The organism is Scytonema hofmannii PCC 7110 (assembly GCF_000346485.2).
Taxonomy (GTDB): domain Bacteria; phylum Cyanobacteriota; class Cyanobacteriia; order Cyanobacteriales; family Nostocaceae; genus Scytonema; species Scytonema hofmannii.
Genome location: NZ_KQ976381.1, coordinates 1 through 924, shown reverse-complemented (window position 1 = coordinate 924; position 924 = coordinate 1). Strand labels below are relative to the sequence as shown.

General features: G+C 31.1%; 1 protein-coding gene. It reads left to right on the top strand.

Annotated features, from left to right (window positions below; genetic code table 11):
• Positions 1-24: 24 nt before the first annotated feature.
• Positions 25-903 (top strand): IS982 family transposase, encoded by an 879-nt coding sequence (locus WA1_RS51965; protein WP_066613680.1) that lies wholly within the window; start codon positions 25-27, stop codon positions 901-903.
• Positions 904-924: the final 21 nt, after the last annotated feature.

The following is a 924-nucleotide window of genomic DNA, read 5'->3' as shown; positions in this document are numbered from 1 at the left end:
TGAATTAGCTATAAAACATTCACAATGAACAACTTAATCGCAAATTACGAAAGAATTTTGGAAGTTTTAAGAAAAATATCAGATGAAACTCTTGTACCTTATCAAAGACGAATTCCTAAACTCAAGGATTTGGAATTGATAAGCTTAGCATTAACTTCCGAATTTATGGGGATTGACAGTGAAAATCATTTATTTCGTCACATTCCAGAAACAATCGGGTGCAAAATAGAAAGAACTGTTTACAATCGCCGAAAACGCAGATTAGCTGATGGAATCAATGATTTACGAATGAAAATAGCGCATTATTTTAATGAGTTTGAAGATGTTTTCATCATTGACAGTATGCCTGTAGAGGTTTGCAAACTTTCCAGAAGCAATACTTCAAAAATCTGTAAAGAGAATGAATACTCTTATCCCAACAGAGGATATTGTGCTTCTCAAAAAATGCATTTTTACGGTTACAAACTCCATGCAGTTTGCTCTGTGAGCGGTATTTTCCAAAGCATAGATTTAAGCCCTGCTTCAATTCATGATATTCATTACTTAAAAGATATCAGGGAACAATTATCTGATTGTACGTTACTTGGAGATAAGGGATATTTATCTTCGGAAATTCAAATTGACTTGTTTAACTATGCTCACATAGAATTACAAACTCCTAAGAGGATTAATCAAAAAAATTATAAACCTCAATTTTATTTATTCAAAAAACAACGAAAGAGGATTGAAACATTATTCTCCCAGCTTTGTGATCAATTTATGATCAGACGTAATTACGCAAAGACTTTTGAGGGATTCAAAACTAGATTATTAACTAAAATAACTGCTCTAACCGTTGTACAATTTATCAACAAAGTATATTTCAACCGAAATATCAATAAATTAAAAGTTAGTATTATTTAAAATGCACAACGGGTATATATA